Raw genomic sequence first — 22,236 nt, 5'->3', positions numbered from 1 at the left:
TTAGAAATCTGTTTCACTTCAAAGATTTAAAGCGACAACTAGACGGCAAACTCTGCGAAGAGATTGCTAACGAACCATTACGAAAGGGCTGAATGACTTGTCATATCAAAAAGTTACCGTTATCGGAGCGGGTCTTGCAGGAAGCGAAGCCGCATGGCAAATCGCATCGCAAGGCGTGCCCGTTACTTTATATGAAATGCGTCCAGTGAAGCAAACGCCTGCCCATCATACGAACCAGTTTGCAGAGCTAGTATGCAGCAACAGCTTGCGCGCCAACGGACTGGCAAATGCGGTCGGAGTTCTTAAGGAAGAGATGCGCAGGCTGGACTCTATTATTTTGAGCAGCGCCGACCAGCATGCGGTGCCTGCGGGAGGAGCGCTTGCGGTAGACCGCGACGGTTTCTCCGGTGAAGTGACGCGCAGATTGCATGAACACCCACTGATCGAGGTGCGGAACGAAGAAGTGACCGAAATCCCGAGGGATGGGATCGTGGTTATCGCTACGGGCCCGCTTACGGCTCCTGCCCTTTCCAAGGAAATCCAAGAGCTGCTGGGCCAAGAATACTTTTATTTCTACGATGCGGCGGCGCCGATTATTGAAAAAGACTCCATCGACATGAGCAAAGTTTATTTGGCATCCCGTTATGACAAGGGAGAGGCCGCTTATTTGAATTGCCCGATGACGGAAGAGGAGTTTGACGCTTTTTATGAGGCGCTTATTTCCGCGGAAAAGGCTGAACTGAAAGAATTTGAAAAAGAGATTTATTTTGAAGGCTGTATGCCGATTGAAGTGATGATGAGCCGGGGCAAGCAAACGGCGCTGTTCGGTCCGATGAAGCCGGTAGGACTCGTCAATCCGCATACGGGCAAGCTGCCGCATGCCGTCATTCAATTGCGCCAGGACAATGCGGCCGGCACGTTGTACAATATGGTTGGTTTCCAAACCCATTTGAAGTGGGGAGAGCAAAAAAGAGTGTTTTCGATGATTCCGGGGCTTGAAAATGCGGAATTCGTTCGGTTCGGCGTTATGCATCGCAATACGTTTATTAATTCTCCTAAACTGCTGAAGCCGACTTATCAAACGGTTGCTCGTGAACAGTTATTTTTTGCAGGCCAAATGACGGGGGTAGAAGGGTATGTGGAGTCTGCCGCTTCCGGTCTAATTGCGGGTATCAACGCTGCAAGGCTGGCTAAAGGGGAAGAGCCGCTTGTACTGCCGGAGCAAACGGCTTTAGGTAGTATGGCCCAATATATTACGACAGCCGATTTCAAACATTTTCAACCAATGAATGCCAACTTTGGATTGTTCCCGCCGCTCGAAAATCGAATCCGGAACAAAAAAGAAAAAAATGAAGCGATCGCAAACCGGGCTTTGGATGCCATTGAAACATTTAAACAGGAACATTTATCGTCTGCCGCCGTACAGTAGACTAGAGGAATAATGCGAATATAGATTACTCGCGCAAGGTTTGCTCCATTTTAGTAAAGGGAGGCTAAGTAATGGAAATGCAGTTTCATGCCACAACGATATGTGCGGTACGCCATGAGGGCAAAGGAGCGATTGCCGGCGACGGTCAAGTGACGTTCGGCAACAGCATGGTCATGAAGCAACAAGCGAAAAAAGTAAGAAGGCTGTATCGCGGTCAAGTAGTAGCGGGTTTTGCCGGGTCGGTAGCCGACGCTATTACGCTTTTTGAAAAGTTTGAAGCCAAGCTTGAAGAGCATCATGGAAACTTGCAAAGAGCTGCGGTTGAATTGGCTAAAGACTGGCGCTCCGATCGTGTGCTTCGCAAACTGGAAGCGATGATGCTCGTCATGGACAAATCAGGCCTGCTGCTTATTTCCGGCAACGGTGAAATTATTGAGCCGGACGACGGCGTGCTGGCTATCGGTTCGGGCGGCAGCTTTGCGCTGTCGGCGGCAAGAGCGCTTAAGCGTCACGCGCCAGGGCTGGAAGCAAAAGAAATGGCGAAGTCGGCTTTGGAAATCGCAGCTGAAATTTGTGTGTTTACGAATCATAATATTATCGTAGAAGAAGTCGTATAGATGAAAGCGGAGGCGATGAAAAAATGGGACATGACGCACTGACGCCGCGCCAAATCGTCGCGGAGCTGGATAAGTATATCGTAGGCCAAAAGGACGCTAAGCGTTCGGTAGCGGTCGCTCTTCGCAACCGTTATCGGAGAAGCAAGCTTGACGAGGCGCTTAGAGATGAGGTTGTGCCGAAAAATATTTTGATGATCGGCCCTACCGGTGTCGGCAAAACAGAAATTGCAAGAAGGCTAGCTAAGCTTGTTCGCGCTCCGTTTGTGAAGCTGGAGGCAACCAAATTTACAGAAGTGGGATACGTTGGACGAGATGTGGAATCCATGGTCCGTGATTTGGTGGAGACGTCCATCCGAATGGTGAAGGAAGAAAGAACGGAAGGCGTTAAGGACAAAGCGGAACAACAGGCGAATGAACGAATCGTCGCATTGCTCGCTCCATCCCCCGCCAAAGCGAAGTCTTCCAAAAATCCGTTTGAGATGCTGTTTGGCGGCAATCAGGACGATAAGGAAGAGGAAGCGGATAAGGAAAAGGATCAAGGCCTTGATCTGAAACGGTCTCAAATTCGCGAGCAGCTTGCGGCAGGCAAGCTGGAAAACGAAACGATCGAAATCGAAGTAGAGGATCACACCCCGAATATGCTCGATATGTTATCCGGCGGGCAAGGGCCAGATAGCATGGGCATGAACATGGGGGAGATGCTGGGCTCGCTTATGCCGAAACGGTCGAAGAAGCGCAAGCTACCTGTTAAGGAAGCGCGCAAGGCACTCATCCTGGAAGAGGCGAACAAACTGATTGATATGGACGATGTCATTTCGGAGTCCATCAAGCGGGCTGAGCAGAGCGGCATTATCTTTATCGACGAAATCGATAAAATTGCCAGCCCTTCGCGCGGTTCCGGGCCGGACGTTTCCAGAGAAGGCGTGCAGCGCGACATTTTGCCAATAGTTGAAGGCTCTACTGTCATGACGAAATACGGACCGGTCAAAACGGACTATGTGCTGTTTATTGCCGCAGGAGCCTTCCATATTGCAAAGCCGTCGGATTTGATTCCGGAGCTGCAAGGACGCTTTCCGATTCGCGTGGAATTGACCAGCCTAAGCTTGGATGATTTTATCAACATTTTGACGGAGCCAAAAAATGCACTAACTAAGCAATACACCGCTTTGCTCCAAACGGAAGGAATTGAAGTCCAGTTTTCTCCGGAAGCGATTCGAGAGCTTGCTTCTATAGCGGCGGATGTCAACCGCAACATGGAAAACATAGGGGCAAGAAGGCTTCATACCATTTTGGAGAAGCTGCTGGAGGATCTTTCGTTCGAAGCGCCGGAACTTTCGCTTGAAACTTTGACCATTACACCGGAGTATGTAAGGGAAAAGCTGGGCGGCATTGCAAAGGACCGAGATTTAAGTCAATATATATTGTAGTCGTTACCGTAGTGGTTACAGTTTTGGGAGGCAATTAGAAATGAGTTTATTGAACAAAACAAGAACGCTTAACCGGCTGCTTCAACGAGCGGCCGGAAAGGCGCTCAGCTTTAGAGAAATGGCAGAAGTCCTTTGTTCCACAGTGCAAAGCAACGTGTTTGTCGTAAGCCGCAAAGGAAAAATTTTGGGTTGTGCCGCTGTAGACGTGTACGATCATGATTTTATTCGCACGCTTTCGGGGGACGAGCTTAGATTCTCCTCGGATGTGAACGCGGCTTTTCTTGAAACGGGCGAAACGATGACCAATGTAGCGCCGGAGAAGGAAATGTTCCAATCGATCGCCAGGCTAGGGGATCAAGAAATTATGACGGTTGTGCCGATTATCGGCGGGGGCGATCGCTTGGGAACGCTTGTGCTTACCCGGCCGTCGGGCTCGTTTAACGATGACGATTTGGTGCTGGCGGAATACGGCTCTACTATTGTCGGGATGGAAATATTGCGCGAGCGCGCAGACGAAATTGAACAAGAAGTTCGCAGCCGCGCTGTTGTGGCTGTAGCGGTTGGTTCCTTATCGTTCAGTGAACTTGAAGCGGTAGAACATATTTTTGAGGAGCTAGACGGAAAGGAAGGGCTGTTAGTCGCTTCCAAAATTGCCGATCGGGTCGGAATTACCCGTTCCGTTATCGTCAATGCCCTCCGCAAGCTGGAAAGCGCCGGCGTCATTGAGACAAGGTCGCTTGGTATGAAAGGCACATACATCCGAATTTTGAACCACCAGCTGCTGCAAGAGCTAAAAAAAATCAAATCATAGCACTAGGTCTATTAGACCAAGTAAGCCCTGTCTTTATTTAAAGATAGGGCTATTTTCTTATTGTAATAATTTAGGGAATTGATGAAGATATTCGTGTTGGCATAAATCGACATGTTAATCTCATTTTTTTAATAATTTTATGTCGAACAAAGAAGGAATGAGAGAGAATCTGTTGAATACGTTAGTTAAGATTTTCATATGTGAAAGTGGTGAACTTACATGACTTTGTTGAATGGCGCAGCATTTAAACGGATGGAAGGCGCACTTTATGCTTCGGAAATGAGGCAGCGCGTCATCTCCAACAATATTGCTAACGCTGAAACGCCGCATTTCAAGAGATCGGAAGTTCTTTTCGAACAATTGCTGGAACAATCGATGGGAGCGGGCGAGCAGAAGCTGTCGGGAAGACGAAGCGACGCAAGGCATATCGCAATCGGGACTGGCAACGCAGAGATTCCTACGGCTGAGGTCACAACAGACGCTTCTACATCGATGAACAACAACAAGAACAATGTCGACATTGATCGAGAAATGTCTCTTCTTGCGAAAAATCAATTAAGTTACAACTTTTACATCCAACAAATTAACCATGATTTTAAAATGATGCGGACTGCGATCGAGGGGAGGGGCTAATCAATGAAACTGTCGACAGGATTCGATATAAGTGCCTCCGCTTTGTCGGCGCAACGGATGCGAATGGATGTCATCTCATCCAATATCGCCAACGCCGAAACGACTCGCGGGAGCTATGTGAACGGCAAGTTCGAGCCTTATAAGCGAAAGCTAGTTGTGCTTGAGCCGATGGGCGGCCAATCCTTTGCCAGCATGCTGTCGAATCAAATGAACGGCGGAGCCAAAACGGCGCAAGGCGTAAAGGTTGCTAAAATTCAAGAGGACCATACGCCAAGCAAGCTTGTTTACAATCCGACTCACCCAGACGCTGACGAAAACGGTTATGTACATATGCCAAATGTGGACATCGCGAAAGAGATGGTCGATATGATTTCCGCGTCTCGCGCTTATGAATCCAACGTAACGGCAATAAATGCCACAAAGGCCATGTTTGTCAAGGCGCTTGAAATCGGAAGGGCCTAATACTTAAACAGAAATCGGAGGGAAGATCGTGATTCAATCGATGTCATTGGGCCAAGTGGCCCCCGCAAAATTGAACCTTACTAAGCCGATTGAGCAATCGACTCCGGCTGAGCTTACACAGTCTTTTGGCCAATACTTGCAAACGGCTTTGGATGGCGTTAGCGCCCAAGAAAAAAACGTTCACAAGATGAACGACCAATTTTTGGTCGGAAAAGTGGATGTGACTCAAGTGCTTTTGGCTGCGGAACAGGCGCAGCTAAGTTTGCAGTTTACCTCACAGGTCCGCAACAAAGTGGTTGAAGCATATCAAGAAATAATGCGGATGCAAATCTAATCGAACTTTTTTCCTAGCAAAGCATTTGGGTGAGGTGACAATGTGAACGAGAAATTCGCTCAATACCGCGAACGGTTAACGGCGTTCTGGGGGCAAATGGGCAAAAAACAAAAAATATGGTTGGGGGCATCTATTAGCGGATTGTTGTTGACAGTTATTCTGTTAACAATTGTGTTCACTAGGACGGAATATGAACTAGCCTTTCAAAATTTGGATGCCACTGATACAGCCGCAGTCATGAATTATTTAGAAGCAAGCGGTATTCCATATGAACTCGGCGGAAATGGTACGAGCATCAGTGTTCCGAGCGCGGTCGCTGCGAAAGTGAAAGTAGAAGCCGGCTCTCAAGGCCTAGTGCAAAACGGATCAATCGGATTTGAAGTATTTAACTCGAGTTCTTCAAAATTAGGCACAACCGAAAATGAATTTAATGTCATCTATCAAAACGCTGTGAACGGAGAAGTGCAAAAGCTTCTTAACGGGCTGCAAGGCGTTGAGAGCTCTAAAGTATTGATCAATTCTCCGGAGGAAAGCGTTTTTCTGACGCCGGAAGATGCGACAAAAGCATCGGCTGCGATCGTGATGAAATTCAAACCAGGTTATCGTCCGACGCAAAAGGCCATTGACGGATACTACAATCTAGTTCAAGCGACGGTTTCGGATCTGGACATTAAAGACATTACGATTTCGAGCCCGCAAGGAGAACTTGTTTCCTCTGAAGCCGGCGGAATCGGAACAGGCAATGCCGATGTGGTAGAACTGCAATTCCAAATCCAGAACAAATACGAATCGGAACTTAAGAAAAACATACAGCAGTTTTTGGGGCCTATTGTCGGCAGCGACAACTTGGTCGTCAGCGTATCGAGCAGCATGAACTTTGACAAAAAGCTGACGCAAGAAAATTTGGTTCGACCTTTAGAAAACAATAACAACAATGGAATTCTTATTAGTGAAGAAACTAACAGCACTAGTTCCACAGGTTCGTCGGCAGCTCCAGGCGGAGTTGCAGGAACAGGCGAAACGGACATTCCAGGTTATGAGGCTTCTGGACAAGGAAATAGCAATTCGGAATCCAATTCCGCGATTCGGAATTATGAATTCGACCGAATTAACAATAACATCGAATCCGGGCCTTTTGTTTTAAAGGATCTATCTATTAGTATCGGCATCGAAGCCGAGCAATTGAATGATGAAGCGAGCAGAGCTTCTGTTATGGGCTATTTGACCACTTTAGTCAGAGCGCAGCTTGCAGATTCGGGTCAGAATGTAAATGATGACGAACTGATTAACAAAAAAGTTTCACTTATCGCCCGAAATTTTGCGGAAAGCCCTTCGGCTTCCGGTGCAAGCGGCATCTCAATGCCATGGGCAATTGGTATCGGCGTAGCAGCGCTGGCGCTTATCGGCGGACTTGTCTTTATGCTTATGCGTAGAAGAAAGCAGCCTCCTATCCAAGAGATGGAAATGGCGTCGCCTTCTAAGGTAGAATATCCTACGCTTGATCTGGATAGCGCCAACAACGAAAGTCAAGCCCGTAAAAATCTTGAAACACTGGCCAAACGCAAGCCTGACGAATTTGTCAATCTTCTCCGCACCTGGCTTGTGGATGAATAGAGGTGTTCTAATTGTCTAAAGCGATGCAAGGTTTATCGGGACGCCAAAAGGCGGCAATTTTGCTCATTACATTAGGTCCTGAAGTATCGGCACAAATTTTCAAACATTTGCGTGAGGAAGAAATCGAGCAGTTGACGCTTGAGATCGCGAACGTCCGCAAGGTTGACAGCCAAGACCGAGAGGTCATTTTAGGCGAGTTCCACCAAATTTGCCTAGCCCAGGAGTATATCTCTCAAGGAGGCATTTCCTATGCCAAAGAAATTTTGGAAAAGGCGCTTGGTGAATCCAAAGCTCAGGAAGTGCTTCACCGGTTAACCGCTACTTTGCAAGTACGACCGTTCGACTTTGCGAGAAAAGCGGAGCCGGCGCAAATTTTAAACTTTATCCAAAACGAGAACTCTCAAACGATTGCGCTTGTGCTTTCCTATTTGCAGTCGGAGCAATCATCGCAAATATTATCATCCCTTCCGCAGGACAAGCAGGCGGATGTCGCTAGAAGAATTGCACTAATGGATAGCACTTCGCCGGAAGTCATCTCTCAAGTTGAACGAGTGTTGGAGCAGAAGCTGTCGGCAACCGTCACACAGGATTACACAAATGCCGGCGGTATCGATTCTATCGTTCAAATTTTGAACGGCGTCGACCGCGGTACAGAGAGAACCATATTGGACGCTCTCGAAATTCAGGATCCGGAGCTTGCGGAAGAAATCAAAAAACGGATGTTTGTATTCGAAGATATCGTCAATATCGACAATCGCTCCATTCAGCGCATTATACGCGATATCGAAAACGCGGATCTCCAGCTTGCGCTCAAAGTGGCAAGCGAAGAAGTTCGCGAAGCGATTTTCCGCAATATGTCCAAACGGATGGCGGAGACATTCAAAGAAGAAATGGAATTCATGGGTCCTGTGCGGCTGCGTGACGTTGAAGAAGCCCAAACCAGAATCGTGGCTACGATTCGCAGGTTAGAAGAGTCGGGCGAAATCATTATCGCGCGCGGCGGAGGAGATGATATCATTGTCTAATTTGATTAAATCTTCAAGCGTTGTTCCGCTAGATCAACTTAAACAATTGAAATGGCATAACCCTTATTCTGAATTAACCGGTTTAGACATGGATGAAACAGTAAATGAGGAGTATGCCGGGCCTGACGAAGAGACCATTTCGCTGCGGGATCAAATATTGGAAGACGCTCAAGCTTTCGCCGATCATAGATTGCGCGAAACGGCCGAAGAATGCGAAAAAATGTTAAACGACGCTCAAAGCCAGATTGACGTATGGTGGCTGGAGAAGCGCTCCGAGGACGAAGTCGCCGCGGAAGCCGCCAGGCAGTCCGGTTATGAACACGGATTTGCGGAAGCAGCAGAAGCAGCACAAGTTCAGCTTATGTCCGATTGGGAGACGAGACTCGCGGAAGCGGCCGAAGTGCTTAAACACGCCTATTCAACGAGAGAGCAAATCATTCAGGAGGCCGAGCCCTTTTTAGTAGAGCTAAGCTGCGCCATCGCAGAAAAAATTATTGGCCGGCAGCTGACGCTTGCACCTGATATTGCTGTAGATTTGATTCGGAAGTCGCTCTCCCGCAGAAGAGAGCAAGGCGTCATCACATTATGCGTAGCGCCGTCTCAGCTTGCTTTCGTACAAGCAGCGAGAGAGGAGCTTCATACCGCAATTGATTCTCAAGCTGAATTGCAAATTTTGCCGGATTCCAGCGTGAAGGACAGCGGCTGCGTCATCCGCTCCGTGTACGGCAGCATCGATGCCCGCATCGATACGCAATTGTCGGAAATCAAGCGCGAGCTTATCCAGCTTGCCCATCAGAGCAGCGATGAAAGAGGCCATGACCATGAGCGCAACTAAGCCCGATGTTCTCAAATATTTGGAGCATCTCAGGCCGCTCGATCCGGTCCGGGTCAACGGCAAGGTGACGCAAGTGATCGGCTTGACGGTAGAATCCGAAGGACCGGATGCCAGCATCGGCGATCTATGCTACATTTATCCATCCAAAAGCGCAAAGCCGCTTAAGGCGGAGGTTGTTGGCTTTCGCAACAACAAAGTCATTCTGATGCCGCTTGGCGATCTGCACAGCATTAGTCCCGGCTGCGACGTCGTTGGGACGGGAAAACCGCTGACGGTACAGGTTGGTTCTGAACTGCTCGGCAAAGTACTGGACGGTTTGGGCAACCCGCTCGACGGATCATTTTTGCCAAGCCGCATGCAGCACTACTCAACGCATAATGAACCGAGCAATCCGCTTAACCGGCCTAGGGTGACTGAACCGCTAAGCATCGGCGTTAGAGCAATTGACGGTTTGCTAACGGTAGGGCAAGGGCAGCGCGTCGGCATTTTTGCAGGATCAGGCGTCGGTAAAAGTACTTTGCTCGGCATGATTGCCAGAAACACCTCGGCAGACGTTAACGTTATCGCACTTATCGGCGAACGGGGGCGTGAAGTACTCGAATTTATTGAAAAGGATCTTGGTCCCGAAGGGCTGGCCAGATCGGTCGTTATTGTCGCTACATCCGATCAACCCGCGTTGATCCGGATGAAGGGAGCTCTTATCGCAACGACGATCGCAGAATTTTTCCGTGATCGCGGGCTTAACGTCATGCTGATGATGGACTCCGTCACCCGTTATGCAATGGCACTCCGCGAAGTAGGACTGGCGATTGGCGAGCCTCCCGCAACAAGAGGGTATACGCCATCCGTGTTCGCGGCGCTGCCAAAGCTGCTGGAGCGGGCCGGAACTGGACCGACCGGATCTATAACCGCTTTTTATACTGTGCTTGTGGACGGAGACGACATGAACGAGCCAATCGCGGACGCCGTTCGCGGCATTTTGGACGGTCATATCGTACTTAGCCGGCACTTGGCTCACAAAGGCCATTTCCCTGCGATCGATGTGCTTGCTTCCGTAAGCCGGGTGATGAAAGAAATCGTAACCGAGGAGCAGCAGGATGCAGCGAACTCATTAAAACGTCTTCTTTCTATATATAAAGATTCGGAAGACCTTATCAATATTGGGGCGTACCAAAGCGGTTCCAATAAAGAAATTGATTTGGCGCTTCAATATATAGAAGCTATCCATTCTTTTATGAAGCAAAAGACGTCGGAGAAGGTCACTTTAGGCGATGTGCAAGAGCGATTGGTTAATGAATTTAATAGGATTGGTTAATGAATTTAATAGGAGTTGAAGCATAAGTGGCGTCCTTTCATTATTCCTTTCAGAAGGTTGTTGATTTGAAGACTAGCCAAAAGACGCAAGCAGAGTGGCATCTGTCAAGCGCAATCGGTGAATTGGCGGCGGAAGAACTGACGCTTCAGCAATTGCTGGAGACGAAGGGCGAGTGGGAGGAGAAGCTCCTTGGGGCATCCGCTCAAGCGGTTCCTCTTTCGGAGCTTCAAATGATAGGGCAATATGTGGAATATCTCCAGATTCGAATAGAAAGCAAAATGAAAGATGTCGCCAAGGCTCAAAAAGCGGTTGAACTAAGCCGCTCCAAACTTGCCGACAAAATGAAAGACGAGAAAGTATGGTTGAAGGCCAAAGATCATGCGCTGGATCGTTTCCGGCATGCGCTTGCGCTGAAGGAGCAAAACGAGCTGGATGAAATGGCGACAGTAAGGTTCATCATGCCAACCCCATAAGTATCGTGTAACGCCGGCTAGAGGAGTGAGTGGAATTGGCGGATATGGATGTCGAAAAGCAAAGCTATAGCGGCTTTGAACGATTTATGTTTTTGATGGTTCCCATTTTGTTTGTCATTGTGCTGCTCGGTGTGCTGCTTACTTTGTTTGATGCAGACTTTCGAAATCGGGCGCTGGAATTTGGCAACTCGATCCCAGTGATCAAAAATGTGCTGCCTGAACCTAAAGTGGAAGGCGGCTCCATGGATGACAATCAAATCCGTTCGATTAATATGACGGATAAAATCACCGAGCTGCAAGCCGAGGTGGACACTTTAAAAAACGAGCTCGCCGAAGCGAACAGCGTGAAAGAGACGCAAGGGGCACTCGTCAAAGATTTGCAGACGGAAAATGGACAACTAAAAGGACAAACGGAAGAAAAAGCACTTGAAAATGAAGAGTATACAGCCAAAATCGCTGAGCTTGCCGGTATGTTTTCAAAAATGACGCCAGGCAAAGCGGCTCCCATCGTGCAAAACATGACGACGGAAGAAATGGTGCTTTTATTTTCGGCTATGAGGCCGGATGACCGCGTGCGCATTATGGAGAAGATGGATCCAAAAATAGCTGCGGAAGCAACAATGAAAATGAAAGACAACCAAAGCGCCAAAGATTTGCAAATTGCTGCGCTTCAATCCCGTCTGGACAAAGCGGAGGAAGGTACGGTCAAATCTCCTTCATCTACGCTGGATCAAGAGCAGCTTAAAGCTACTTTCACGGCAATGGATCCAAAAAGCGCCGGTGAAATGCTCATTAAAATGATGGAAATCAGCCCAAGCAAAGTGCTCCGTATTTTAAATTCGGTGGATGACGCAACGCGGTCGGCCATTTTGACTGAAATGTCGGCTATCGACGAGAAAGCGGCAGCGAATATTATGGCAAAGCTGATGTCAGGCAGCTAACTAGCCTCATTTGTAACCCCTTTATGGAAAGGAGGTGAAAAAGATGGAAATGATGATTCCGGGAATGACGGTTTCTCAAGGGACGGCAGCCTTGCAATCCACAGCGTCGCCAAAAGCGGGAACGGGAGCTTCGCCTGAAACCGGCTTTCAGCAGGTACTGGTGGAACAAATTTCGACAGGTACGGCGATTAGCGGAGAGCAAGGACAGCCGACAGCCGTAACTGCGATCATGGCTCAGCTTGAAGCGATTGCTACCGACACTGCGGCGGGAGCTATGCCAGCGACCGAGGAGTTGCTCGCTTTGCTGGACGGATTGCTAGACAGCTTGCATATGGAAAATATGGAAGAAAAGCCGGCGACCGAAGATCAGTTGGAACAGCTTCAAAACATGCTGGATAGTTTAAATGCGCTGCTTGGCTTGCTTGGCATTCCGGTGCCGGTTCCTCAAACGACGCAATCGAACATGGAGCTTCAGAATGCGGGAGACTCCTTGAAGCTTGCCGTATCGCAAGCAAACACGAATCTTCAAGATTCATTGTTGCAATTGCAAACGTTTATGCAGTATGGCACTTTGAAGCAAGTACAGGGACAGGAGCCTCTGAAGCTTATCGCCGGACAACTGCAAGCGCTGGCGGCGGCTCTAAATAGCGGCGATGGAGACGTTTCAACCGAAACGAAAACGTCCGCAAATGAGCAAAACGTTCCCGTTTGGCTAAATGTTCAGTCTAGTCCAGCGAGGGAAGCGTCTTCTCTGCTGCAAAGATTGACCGCTCAAGCGGTGCACCCGTCGTTTTATCAAGCGGTTGCCGCCGTAGCTGAAGAGCAGGGATCTGCGACGCAAGATGCCGTTGTGGCAACCGTTTCTGCCGAACCTTCCGGGGGTTCCGCACCAGCCCAGCTTCCGTTTGTTAGTCCGGAAAATATTCGTGAATTTGCGCCGCTTCTGACGAAGTCGCAAGCTCCGACGGCTTTTGTACTGGCCGATGAGTTTGCGGAAACGATGAACGGACTGATCGTCCAAAAGTTCGACGTTCGCACGGTAAACGGGCTGTCCGAAGCCAAGCTGATTCTTTTCCCTGAGCAACTCGGTCAAGTAGACGTTCGCATCTCGATGCAAAACGGATTGCTTACTGCCGTTTTTCAGGCGGATACAGCAGCAGCAAAGGATATGTTGGAAAACCAGATGGCACAGCTGAGAGCAGCTTTGCAAGCGCAAGGCTTGACGATTGAGAAGCTTGAGGTAACGCAAAGTCCGGTGAGCAGCGGGCTGTCCCAGCAATTTACCGGCCAGGGCCAAGGGCATCAGGGCCAGCAGCCTTTCGGCAACCGCCAAGGTTTTAGAGACGGAGAGCTTGTAAAGGATGCGGCATTTGAACCAGAGCTTGTGGAACAAGCGGCTATCCAAGGATTAGGCTACGGCAGGGCGATTAACGAAACGGCATAATGATCACCTTGCGGTTATTGGAGGTCTGTTCTTGAGCTTAAACGCTAACGATCGGAGGTGAACAATATGGCAGAGGGTGTATCGACCCGCAACGTATGGCCGAATTATGACAAAAACAATGTGCAGGCAGCAGCAAAGCGAGAGCCTTCGAGTGTTTTGGGAAAAGACCAGTTTCTTTCAATCCTCGTCACTCAGCTTCGCAACCAAGATCCGATGCAGCCTATGCAAGACAAAGAGTTTATTGCGCAGATGGCGCAGTTTACTTCCGTTGAGCAGCTGATGAATATGTCGGGCGAAATGGCTTTGATGCGCAACAGCATCGGTTCGGCTTCGAGTTTGATCGGCAAGTGGGCAGAGTGGAGCGAATATGACGAGAATGGTCAAGTGACTCAGCTTCATGGACAGGTCGACTCTATTTTGTCAAAGGACGGCTTGCTGTACGCGAAAATCGGAGACAAAGAAGTAGCGCTTGATTATTTGACGTCCATCTCGGAAAACGAGCCAAAAGGAGAGAGCTCCACAGAGGGCGACTCTAGTGCTGGTTCGGAAGAGGTGGCTGCTAAATGAGCGATAGAATGAAAATTGGACATTTGTTTCCGATCAAAACGACGCCGCTCCAGCTGGACAAGTCGGCCAAAGGCTTAAACGGCAAATCGCCGCAATCGACCGAATTTCAAGATTTGCTGGATTCCAAGGTTTTAAAATTCAGCCATCATGCAGAAATGCGGATGGAGCAGAGGGGCATTTCCTTGCAGCCGGAATCTTGGTCCAAAATAGCAAGGGCTGTCGATGATGCGGCATCTAAAGGAGCAAAGGATTCTTTGATCGTTTTTAAAGATATCGCGATGATCGTCAACGTGCCGAGCCGAACCGTTGTAACGGCTATGGACGGCAAGCAAATGCAGAGCAACGTATTTACGCAAATTGACAGCGCGATTATATTGTCATAGGGCTGGACCGTGCAGGAAGCCCAAAGGTTGCGGACCGATTGAAGCAACTGCAATTATCGTACAATCACATTCATTGGAGGAATTGAAACCATGTTAAGATCCATGTATTCCGGCGTTTCCGGTATGAGAGGGTTTCAAACCAAGCTTGACGTTATCGGCAACAACATTGCAAACGTCAATACGGTCGGTTTTAAAGCGGGCCGCGTTATGTTCCAGGACATTTTGAGCCAAACCGTATCCGGCGTAACGGCACCGGAAGAAGGAGAGCGCGGCGGCGTCAACGCCAAACAAATCGGCCTGGGCGTGTCGATCGGCTCGATCGACACGATCCATACGGCGGGCAGCGCGATGACGACGAACCAGGCGACCGATCTTCGGATCGACGGCGACGGATTTTTTGTTGTATCGGCAGGCGACGGAGCGGAAATGATGCTGACGCGCGCGGGCAACTTTACGCTTGATGCGGCTAGGCAGCTCGTAACGGCCGACGGACTGTTCGTACTCGGTCAAGACGGAGCGCCAATTACGCTTGGCGAGGAAGTAACGGCGTTCAGCATTAGCCAAAACGGCTCGATTCTTGGCGTAACGGCCGATGGCCAGGTGGAAGTAGGATCGCTTGGCATTGCAAAAGTCGTTAATCCAAGCGGCCTTGAAAAGCTAGGCGGCAACTTGTACCGGATGACGGTCAATGCCAACCCGGACGGGGAATTTGAGCTTGTGCTTGCCAATGATCCCGAAGTAGGTACCGGCGCTATCATTTCCGGACAACTTGAAATGTCCAACGTTGATTTGACGGCGGAATTTACGGAAATGATCGTAGCGCAACGCGGTTTCCAAGCAAACTCGAGAATTATTACGACTTCCGATGAGATTTTGCAAGAGGTTGTCAATCTGAAGCGCTAGTAGATCATGAATAAGCGGGAGGCTTCCAGCCTCCCCTACAATAGAGGGGGGTAGCTGATGATTACCGTAACGCGTTTAAACGGAGTAAAAGTTGTAATTAATGCACTTCTCATTGAACTAATAGAAGAGGCTGCTGATACGGTTATAACGCTTACGACTGGGAAAAAGCTGGTGGTGAAAGAGAAATCAGCTGAGCTCATTTCGCTCAATCAGCAGTATTTGCAAACCATCGGCCTCGTTGCGGCGGCCCAAAAGAGTGAACAGACGGAGGGTCCTTCGACATGAAAAAGATGCTGCCTTGGTTAATTACGATTTTGTTGGCCATAACGCTAATTGCGATTGTAGCCATCATTTTATTCCGATCGCTATTTGGAGATAATGCCGATGCGGAAGCGGAGAAAAAGCCGGTTAAAATCGAAGTGTTGTCTGCTACTGAGCGTGTGGAGGTCACGTCGGAGCTGAAAGATTTCCGCCGAAACTTGATGGATGAGGAAAAGGTCGTCATTGCGAGCTTTGCATTCCAGCTCGATTCCAAAAAAACGAAAGAAGATTTCGACAAGCTGCTGGAAATCGAAATTAAACCGATTATTAGCCGGACGCTTGCTGATATGACGGCAAAAGATTTAAGCGGCTCGCTCGGCGAGGATGCTTTGGAAACGAAGCTGCTTAATTTGATTAATCCTAGCCTGCCGAAAGGCAAGCTTGTAAAAGTCGAAATTACAAACATCATTATCGCGGATATGTAGGTAGCCCTGCGATATTCCTCGAAGGAGGTGAGAGAATTGGTTGATGTATTATCGCAGAACGAAATTGACGCCCTGCTCGCCGCGCTGTCTTCCGGAGAAATGGATGCAGAAGATTTAAAGAAGGAAGAGGTTTCGCGCAAAGTAAGTGTGTACGACTTCAAGCGAGCCGTTCGTTTCTCGAAGGATCATATTCGAAGCTTGACACGCATTCACGAAAACTTCGCGCGATATTTGACAACCTATTTCTCGGCGCAGCTTCGCACGTTTGTTCAGATCAACGTCGTAGACGTTGAGCAGTTGCCTTACGACGAATTTATCCGTTCGATTCCCAAAATGACGATTTTGAACATTTTTGAGGCGGAGCCGCTGGAAGGACGCATGGTGCTGGAGGTTCATCCCAATGTCGCATACGCGATGCTGGACCGCATGCTCGGAGGTCAAGGGATAGCCCCATCCAAAATCAACGCCCTTACCGAAATTGAAACGACGGTTATGGAACGTATTTTTGCCCGGACGTTCGACAGCCTTCAGGAAGCTTGGAAAACCGTTATCGATATCTCTCCAAGACTTGAAGCGCTAGAAACGAACCCGCAATTTATGCAAATTGTTTCGCCTAACGAGACGATTGCGTTAATTTCATTCAGCACAAAAATCGGAGACACAACCGGGATGATCAACCTCTGTATTCCGCATGTCGTGCTGGAACCGATTATGCCAAGACTGTCCGTCCATCATTGGTTTGTTTCTCAGAAAAAGGAACGAATTCCCGGAGAGGTTGAAATTCTGGAACAGCGCGTCAATAAAGCGAAACTGCCTATTGTCGCCGAGTTGGGAGAATCATCTATTACTATCAACGAATTTTTAACTTTAAACGTTGGCGATGTTCTTACTCTAAACAAGCCGGTTGATGAAGGACTGAAAATAAAAGTTGGAGACAAGCTTAAGTTCATTGGCAGCCCTGGGTCCGTACGGGACAAAATTGCTGTGCAAGTGGACCAGATTGTAAGCGAAGGAGCGGAAGAAGACTATGACGAGTAAAGATTATTTGTCACAAGAGGAAATCGACGCATTGCTCCGTCAATCCTCCAATGAGCTTGATGACGTACAATCGCCGGCAAATGAAGTTCAGCTTTCCGATTTTTTGTCCTCATTGGAGCAAGACGCTCTTGGGGAAATTGGAAATATTACGTTCGGCAGCGCCGCGACGGCCCTATCTACTTTGCTGGGCAAAAAAGTCGATATTACGACTCCTCAAGTTACGCTAGTGAAGCGTGAGGATCTTGGCGATGTGTTTCCTAAGCCGCATGTGGCCGTTAGCGTTCAATATGTAGACGGCTTTGAAGGCATCAACTCTCTTGTTATCCGCACGAAGGATGCTCAAATCATTGCAGATTTGATGCTTGGAGGAGAAGGGAACGTAACCGACCAAGAGCTTAACGAAATACATATTAGCGCCGTACAGGAAGCGATGAATCAAATGATGGGATCGTCGGCAACATCGATGTCCACCATCTTTAACCGATTCGTCAACATTTCCCCGCCGGGCATTGATATTTTGGACGTTAACAATGGAGATGGAATGGGTCATTTGCCTCCGGTCGATGTATTTATTAAAATTTCGTTCCATTTGACTATTGGCGATCTGATTGATTCCACGATTATGCAGCTCGTTCCGGTATCCTTTGCGAAGCAGATGGTATCGACGCTAATGGGCGGAGGGGAAGAGCTAGGCGGCACACCGACTAACGCTTCATCGCCGCCGCCAACAACCGCGCATGTCGAGCAACAGGCTGCCGCTCAGCAGACGGCCGCAGCTATGGCACCGCCGCCGCCCGCCGAATATCAGCAGACGGCACCGCAGCAACCGCCAATGGGATATGGCGCACATCCTGCGGCATACGACGGGAATATGGGCTACGCGCCACCGGGTTATGCGCAAAGCGCCAACCGGAACGTCAATGTTCAGCCGGTTCAATTCGCGAATTTCAGCCCGGGATCGTATCCTCAAACGGACGGTACCAATTTGAATTTATTGCTCGACATACCGCTTAAGGTAACTGTAGAATTAGGAAGGACCCAGAAGCAAATCAAAGATATTTTGGAGCTTTCGCAAGGCTCGATTATTGAGCTGGACAAGCTGGCAGGCGAGCCGGTTGACATTTTGGTCAACAACAAGCTGATTGCCAAAGGCGAAGTCGTCGTCATTGACGAAAACTTCGGCGTTCGCGTCACAGATATCGTAAGCCAATGGGACCGCATTCAAAAATTACAATAACATCCTAGGAGGAAATGAAGATGGCAAACCGCATTCTGATCGTAGACGACGCTGCTTTTATGCGTATGATGATTCGCGATATTTTATCCAAAAACGGATATGAAGTAGTAGGGGAAGCACAAGACGGCGCTCAGGCGGTTGAGAGGTACAAGGAATTGAAGCCCGATCTCATTACGATGGATATTACGATGCCGGAGATGGACGGAATTTCCGCTTTGAAGGAAATTAAAAAGCTGGATGGAAACGCAAAGGTTATTATGTGTTCTGCTATGGGTCAGCAGGCGATGGTTATCGACGCTATCCAAGCTGGCGCCAAAGACTTTATCGTTAAGCCTTTCCAAGCGGATCGCGTTATTGAAGCGATCAAAAAGACATTAGGATAGTTCTATTTTTATGTTGAGTGAACAAATACGTTTGGCGATCTTGACCGCGACCGGGTTTGCCGCCTTGCCTGCCATTGCTGCTGCTGATTCAAGCGGCAGCGGGAACGGCACGGGCAGCGATGCGCCGATTTCGATCCCGAACACGGACCCCGGCGAATTTCTCGGCAGCATGGTGTGGGTCATGGTGGCGCTTGCCATCGTTATTGCCCTTATTTTAGTTGTCATCAAGTGGCTTTCGAAACGAAGCAAAATTTGGGGAGCCAATCGCTCGATGCGCTCGCTGGGAGGCGTGGGACTGGGGCAAAACAGCTCCATGCAAGTAGTTGAAATAGCGGGTCGCCTCTATATTGTAGGCGTTGGGCAAAACATCACTTTGCTCGATAAGCTCAGTCCGGAAGAAGCGGAGGACGTCATCGCCGCACTTGAGGGCGGACCTGAGAACGCCTGGTCGCCAAAAGATTTTGCCGAGCTTTTGAAAAAGTGGAAAAATCGGAAAACAGAGCGGCAGGAGCCGGGCAAAGAGCAATGGAATTCGCCTTCTTCTTTCCAGCAAATGCTTGAGAGCAAGCTCGAAAAAGGAGCGAACCGGAAGCAGCAATTGGAGAGCATGCTGAAAGACCATAATACGAATGAACGGTTGATGGATGATGAGAAATAAGAAGTGGCTGCTTTCTTTCGTTGCGATTTTGCTGTTGTCCTTGTTAGCACAATCGTATGCTTATGCGGAGCCGCTTCCCGACGTTTCCATTAATATTGGAGGCGGCGAAGGGGATAAGCCCGGAACCAGCGCGCTTTCGCTTCTGCTGCTTATAACCGTACTAAGCATAGCGCCAGCTATATTGGTATTAATGACAAGCTTTACTCGAATCGTTATTGTGCTCAGTTTTGTGCGCACCTCGCTCGGCACGCAGATGATGCCGCCGAACCAAGTGCTGATCGGGCTCGCCATGTTTCTCACCTTGTTTATTATGGCGCCGACCTTTGGACAAGTGAACGAAGTTGCGCTCCAACCTTATTTAAAAGGGGAAATTTCGCAAACCGTCGCCTTTGAAAAAGCGTCCGTTCCTATGAAAAAGTTTATGTTCTCTCATACAAGGGAGAAGGATTTGCTGCTTTTTATGGATTATACCAAAACGGAAAAGCCAGAATCGTTTGAGGAAATACCGTTAACGGTTTTAATTCCCGCCTATGCGATAAGCGAGCTGAAGACGGCATTTCAAATGGGTTTTATGATCTTTATCCCGTTTCTCGTCATTGATATGATCGTGTCCAGCGCCTTAATGGCGATGGGGATGATGATGCTTCCGCCGATTATGATTTCGCTTCCGTTCAAGCTGTTGCTGTTTGTGCTTGTGGATGGCTGGTATTTAATTGTTAGATCGTTGCTTCTCAGTTTCAGCACATGACGAAGGCAGGAGGGAACTAGGATGAGTGCTGACTTTATCATCGGTTTAGCCGGCGAAGCCGTCTATACGGTACTGAAGGCCAGCGCCCCGATGCTCGTTCTTGCGCTTGTTGTCGGACTTATTATTAGCGTATTCCAGGCGACAACCCAAATTCAAGAGCAGACGCTTGCTTTTGTTCCAAAAATCGTTGCGGTCTTTTTGTCGATTATCATTTTTGGACCATGGATACTAAATACGGTTGTGGATTTTACCTATCATCTGCTGAGCAATCTTCATAATTATATTGGATAGGTTGTGAGCGGATGAACGCGATCGTACAAGGCTTCCCTATTTTTTTGCTTATCTTTTGTCGAATTACTTCGTTTTTCGTCGTCGCGCCTGTCTTTTCTTCGCGAAGCGTGCCGAATACGTTTAAGATTGGGCTGGGCTTTTTTATTTCCTTTATCGTTTTTCTCACCTATGGGATGGAACAAACGATTGTGCCCGATGCGCAGTATGTGCTTTTTATTATAAGAGAAATTTTGATCGGGCTTATGATGGGTTATGTCGTCTACTTGTTTTTTGCCATCGTACAATCTGCCGGAGCTTTGATGGATTTACAGATTGGCTTTGCCATGGCGAACGTGGTAGATCCCCATACGGGGGTGTCCGCCCCGATGCTCGGCAACTTCAAGTATATGCTGATGCTGATCATTTTCCTTATGATGAAACGTCACCATTATGTACTTACGGGTCTTATGGACAGCTATCAATGGATGCCGCTTTCGAACGAAATGTTCAGCCGGCTGATGAGCGGGGGAGTAACCGACTTTTTGGCCCGAACGTTTGCGAATACGTTTTTGCTGGCTATGCAAGTTTCGGCGCCGCTTGTCGTTGCCATGTTTTTGACGGATTTAGGCCTTGGCTTTATTACCAAAACGGCTCCGCAATTCAACGTCTTTGTCATCGGAATTCCGTTAAAAATTATAATCGGTTTGTTCCTTATCGTTTTGCTGATGCCTGGACTTACTATGTTGTTTGAAAAGCTGTTTGCGATTATGTTCCAGTCGCTGGAGCAGCTGTTTGGAATCGTACAGGGACCGCCTGCGGGGCAATAGGAGGCTGTTTTCGTGCGCAAGTATCGTTATGAACTGGATTTGCAGCTTTTTAGCCAAGAGAAAACGGAAAAGGCGACTCCGAAAAAGCGCGAAGAATCCAGAAAAAAAGGACAAGTCGCCAAATCGAGCGATTTGCCGGCGGCTCTTATTCTTTTGTTTGTATTTGCTTCGTTTGCGATGCTAGGCGGCTTTTACAAGTCTCGCATTAACGATATGTTCGGGGGTCTGTTCCAGGATTGGCTGACGATGGAGATAACCACGGAAAACGTAATGTCCTTATTTCTGAACATTGCGAAACAGTCTCTTATTATGCTGCTGCCTATCTTTTCTATTGTAGTCGTCATCGGCGTGCTCGGCAATGTGGTCCAGTTTGGATTTTTGCTTACGGGTGAGCCGCTGAAAATGCAGATTAGCAAATTGAATCCAATCGAAGGGTTCAAGCGAATTTTTTCGATGCGAAGCTTGGTCGAGTTTCTCAAAAGCATTTTGAAAGTAACAATTATAGCGGTATTGGTTTATTTAACGATAGTTAGAGAATGGGACAATTTGTTGTCGCTGTCTATGCAGCCTTTGGAGGATATTTTCGCTTTTACGGCCAGTCTTACAATCAAGTTGGGGTTGGAAACGGGGGCCGTGCTCGCAGCGCTAGCATTTCTTGATTTTCTATACCAAAGATATGAGCATGAAAAAAGCATCAGAATGTCCAAGCAGGACATTAAGGACGAATACAAAAAATCGGAGGGGGATCCTCTTATCAAGGGACGGATTCGCGAGCGGCAGCGCAGAATGGCGCTTCAGCGAATGATGCAGGATGTCCCTAAAGCCGACGTCGTCATCACCAACCCAACCCATTTTGCCATCGCCTTGAAATACGATGCTTCCAAAATGGAGGCTCCTACAATTCTCGCAAAGGGGATGGATCATGTAGCTTTGCGAATTAAGGAAGTCGCGAAGGAAAACGGCGTCATCACGATGGAAAACAAGCCGCTGGCCAGAGCGCTATACGAACGGGCCGAAATCGGGGATGTCATACCGGGGGACTTGTTCCAAGCTGTGGCTGAAGTGCTGGCATACGTATATAAAATGAAGGGCCGGAAGTCTGGGCGGCCTTAAATG

27 protein-coding genes are annotated in these 22,236 nt (G+C 48.5%); all 27 read left to right on the top strand.

Features of this window, described 5'->3' with window-relative positions:
* The first annotated feature begins 97 nt into the window (after positions 1–97).
* The 27 genes from trmFO to flhB all read left to right on the top strand — a co-directional run bounded on the left by trmFO (position 98) and on the right by flhB (position 22,233).
* Positions 98–1,429: an FADH(2)-oxidizing methylenetetrahydrofolate--tRNA-(uracil(54)-C(5))-methyltransferase TrmFO gene (gene trmFO, locus ACFQZE_RS06230; RefSeq protein ID WP_379354746.1), complete on the top strand. Its 1,332-nt coding sequence runs from the start codon at positions 98–100 to the stop codon at positions 1,427–1,429.
* Positions 1,430–1,500: 71 nt separating this feature from the next.
* Positions 1,501–2,046, top strand: coding sequence for an ATP-dependent protease subunit HslV (hslV, locus tag ACFQZE_RS06225; RefSeq protein WP_379354744.1), 546 nt, complete (start codon positions 1,501–1,503; stop codon positions 2,044–2,046).
* Positions 2,047–2,069: 23 nt separating this feature from the next.
* Positions 2,070–3,473, top strand: coding sequence for an ATP-dependent protease ATPase subunit HslU (hslU, locus tag ACFQZE_RS06220; RefSeq protein WP_379354742.1), 1,404 nt, complete (start codon positions 2,070–2,072; stop codon positions 3,471–3,473).
* Positions 3,474–3,513: 40 nt separating this feature from the next.
* Positions 3,514–4,284, top strand: coding sequence for a GTP-sensing pleiotropic transcriptional regulator CodY (codY, locus tag ACFQZE_RS06215; RefSeq protein WP_379354740.1), 771 nt, complete (start codon positions 3,514–3,516; stop codon positions 4,282–4,284).
* A gap of 219 nt (positions 4,285–4,503) precedes the next feature.
* Entirely contained in the window at positions 4,504–4,917 is a 414-nt protein-coding gene (flgB, locus tag ACFQZE_RS06210; RefSeq protein WP_379354738.1) for a flagellar basal body rod protein FlgB, read from the top strand.
* A gap of 3 nt (positions 4,918–4,920) precedes the next feature.
* On the top strand, positions 4,921–5,379 hold the full coding sequence (gene flgC / locus ACFQZE_RS06205; RefSeq protein ID WP_379354736.1) for a flagellar basal body rod protein FlgC: 459 nt from the start codon (positions 4,921–4,923) through the stop codon (positions 5,377–5,379).
* 40 nt (positions 5,380–5,419) lie between these two features.
* A complete protein-coding gene (gene fliE, locus ACFQZE_RS06200; RefSeq protein WP_483874770.1) occupies positions 5,420–5,713 on the top strand; it encodes a flagellar hook-basal body complex protein FliE in 294 nt (97 codons plus the stop codon).
* Between the two features lie 42 nt (positions 5,714–5,755).
* The gene (gene fliF / locus ACFQZE_RS06195; RefSeq protein ID WP_379354732.1) at positions 5,756–7,327 is read left to right on the top strand and encodes a flagellar basal-body MS-ring/collar protein FliF; all 1,572 of its coding nucleotides are present in this window, start codon (positions 5,756–5,758) and stop codon (positions 7,325–7,327) included.
* A gap of 23 nt (positions 7,328–7,350) precedes the next feature.
* The gene (gene fliG, locus ACFQZE_RS06190; protein ID WP_379355538.1) at positions 7,351–8,352 is read left to right on the top strand and encodes a flagellar motor switch protein FliG; all 1,002 of its coding nucleotides are present in this window, start codon (positions 7,351–7,353) and stop codon (positions 8,350–8,352) included.
* The gene (locus ACFQZE_RS06185; RefSeq protein WP_379354730.1) at positions 8,345–9,187 is read left to right on the top strand and encodes a FliH/SctL family protein; all 843 of its coding nucleotides are present in this window, start codon (positions 8,345–8,347) and stop codon (positions 9,185–9,187) included. The genes fliG and ACFQZE_RS06185 overlap by 8 nt, the downstream gene beginning before the upstream one ends.
* Positions 9,174–10,502, top strand: a complete 1,329-nt coding sequence (fliI, locus tag ACFQZE_RS06180; RefSeq protein WP_379354728.1) for a flagellar protein export ATPase FliI — start codon at positions 9,174–9,176, stop codon at positions 10,500–10,502. The genes ACFQZE_RS06185 and fliI overlap by 14 nt, the downstream gene beginning before the upstream one ends.
* 26 nt (positions 10,503–10,528) lie before the next feature.
* The gene (gene fliJ / locus ACFQZE_RS06175; protein ID WP_379354726.1) at positions 10,529–10,975 is read left to right on the top strand and encodes a flagellar export protein FliJ; all 447 of its coding nucleotides are present in this window, start codon (positions 10,529–10,531) and stop codon (positions 10,973–10,975) included.
* A 44-nt stretch (positions 10,976–11,019) separates the two neighbouring features.
* Positions 11,020–11,916: a magnesium transporter MgtE N-terminal domain-containing protein gene (locus ACFQZE_RS06170; protein ID WP_379355536.1), complete on the top strand. Its 897-nt coding sequence runs from the start codon at positions 11,020–11,022 to the stop codon at positions 11,914–11,916.
* A 43-nt stretch (positions 11,917–11,959) separates the two neighbouring features.
* Positions 11,960–13,360, top strand: a complete 1,401-nt coding sequence (locus tag ACFQZE_RS06165; protein ID WP_379354724.1) for a flagellar hook-length control protein FliK — start codon at positions 11,960–11,962, stop codon at positions 13,358–13,360.
* A gap of 66 nt (positions 13,361–13,426) precedes the next feature.
* Positions 13,427–13,927, top strand: coding sequence for a flagellar hook capping FlgD N-terminal domain-containing protein (locus tag ACFQZE_RS06160; RefSeq protein WP_379354722.1), 501 nt, complete (start codon positions 13,427–13,429; stop codon positions 13,925–13,927).
* Positions 13,924–14,310, top strand: a complete 387-nt coding sequence (locus ACFQZE_RS06155; protein ID WP_379354720.1) for a TIGR02530 family flagellar biosynthesis protein — start codon at positions 13,924–13,926, stop codon at positions 14,308–14,310. The genes ACFQZE_RS06160 and ACFQZE_RS06155 overlap by 4 nt, the downstream gene beginning before the upstream one ends.
* Positions 14,311–14,400: 90 nt before the next feature.
* A complete protein-coding gene (gene flgG, locus ACFQZE_RS06150) occupies positions 14,401–15,213 on the top strand; it encodes a flagellar basal body rod protein FlgG (RefSeq protein ID WP_379354718.1) in 813 nt (270 codons plus the stop codon).
* A gap of 57 nt (positions 15,214–15,270) precedes the next feature.
* Complete coding sequence (locus ACFQZE_RS06145; RefSeq protein WP_379354716.1) at positions 15,271–15,498, top strand: flagellar FlbD family protein; 228 nt, start codon at positions 15,271–15,273, stop codon at positions 15,496–15,498.
* Positions 15,495–15,959, top strand: coding sequence for a flagellar basal body-associated FliL family protein (locus tag ACFQZE_RS06140; protein ID WP_379354713.1), 465 nt, complete (start codon positions 15,495–15,497; stop codon positions 15,957–15,959). Before ACFQZE_RS06145 ends, ACFQZE_RS06140 begins: the two co-directional genes overlap by 4 nt.
* A gap of 36 nt (positions 15,960–15,995) precedes the next feature.
* On the top strand, positions 15,996–16,997 hold the full coding sequence (gene fliM / locus ACFQZE_RS06135; protein ID WP_379354711.1) for a flagellar motor switch protein FliM: 1,002 nt from the start codon (positions 15,996–15,998) through the stop codon (positions 16,995–16,997).
* A complete protein-coding gene (fliY, locus tag ACFQZE_RS06130) occupies positions 16,987–18,234 on the top strand; it encodes a flagellar motor switch phosphatase FliY (protein ID WP_379354709.1) in 1,248 nt (415 codons plus the stop codon). The genes fliM and fliY overlap by 11 nt, the downstream gene beginning before the upstream one ends.
* Before the next feature lie 20 nt (positions 18,235–18,254).
* On the top strand, positions 18,255–18,617 hold the full coding sequence (locus tag ACFQZE_RS06125) for a response regulator (protein WP_379354707.1): 363 nt from the start codon (positions 18,255–18,257) through the stop codon (positions 18,615–18,617).
* 10 nt (positions 18,618–18,627) lie between these two features.
* A complete protein-coding gene (locus tag ACFQZE_RS06120) occupies positions 18,628–19,275 on the top strand; it encodes a FliO/MopB family protein (RefSeq protein WP_379354705.1) in 648 nt (215 codons plus the stop codon).
* On the top strand, positions 19,265–20,023 hold the full coding sequence (fliP, locus tag ACFQZE_RS06115) for a flagellar type III secretion system pore protein FliP (RefSeq protein WP_379355534.1): 759 nt from the start codon (positions 19,265–19,267) through the stop codon (positions 20,021–20,023). Before ACFQZE_RS06120 ends, fliP begins: the two co-directional genes overlap by 11 nt.
* A 21-nt stretch (positions 20,024–20,044) precedes the next feature.
* The gene (fliQ, locus tag ACFQZE_RS06110; protein ID WP_379354703.1) at positions 20,045–20,314 is read left to right on the top strand and encodes a flagellar biosynthesis protein FliQ; all 270 of its coding nucleotides are present in this window, start codon (positions 20,045–20,047) and stop codon (positions 20,312–20,314) included.
* A gap of 11 nt (positions 20,315–20,325) precedes the next feature.
* Positions 20,326–21,120: a flagellar biosynthetic protein FliR gene (gene fliR / locus ACFQZE_RS06105; protein ID WP_379354701.1), complete on the top strand. Its 795-nt coding sequence runs from the start codon at positions 20,326–20,328 to the stop codon at positions 21,118–21,120.
* 12 nt (positions 21,121–21,132) lie between these two features.
* Positions 21,133–22,233 carry a flagellar biosynthesis protein FlhB gene (gene flhB, locus ACFQZE_RS06100; RefSeq protein ID WP_379354699.1) on the top strand — a complete coding sequence of 367 codons (1,101 nt, stop codon included), beginning with the start codon at positions 21,133–21,135 and terminating at the stop codon, positions 22,231–22,233.
* Positions 22,234–22,236 lie beyond the last annotated feature (3 nt).

Origin of the sequence: Paenibacillus sp. GCM10027627 (assembly GCF_042675505.1) — a bacterium.
GTDB lineage: Bacteria > Bacillota > Bacilli > Paenibacillales > Paenibacillaceae > Pristimantibacillus.
This window is presented reverse-complemented; position numbering and strand designations above follow the sequence as displayed.